Consider the following 317-nt stretch of genomic DNA (forward strand, 5'->3'; position numbering starts at 1 on the left):
TGAGCGAAGGCGAATATGTTCGGCGTTTCCACTACGCGGAGCGGGTGAGCACCTCGGACGTGGAGCTGAAAGACTACTGCTTCAAAACGCCGGCTTACGGGCTGTCGCACAAGAAGATGAGCAACGAACTCGCCCACCAGCGCGAAAGTTATCAGCACTACGACTATCCGGGGCGCTACAAACAAGACCCGAGCGGCAAGGCATTCAGCGGCTATCGGCTGGATGCACTGCGCTCAGGGGCGGTGACGAGCGAAGGGGAATCGAACTGCGCGGGGCTGATGCCAGGCAGCACGTTCACCCTGACGGAGCACCCGAAT

General features: G+C 60.3%; 1 protein-coding gene. It reads left to right on the plus strand.

Going from position 1 to position 317, the window contains the following annotated elements; all coding sequences use genetic code 11:
• A partial coding sequence (locus H0247_RS19900; RefSeq protein WP_255434021.1) for a contractile injection system protein, VgrG/Pvc8 family occupies positions 1–317 on the plus strand: 317 nt, incomplete at both ends.

Origin of the sequence: Pectobacterium sp. CFBP8739, from assembly GCF_013449375.1 — a bacterium.
Lineage (GTDB): Bacteria > Pseudomonadota > Gammaproteobacteria > Enterobacterales > Enterobacteriaceae > Pectobacterium.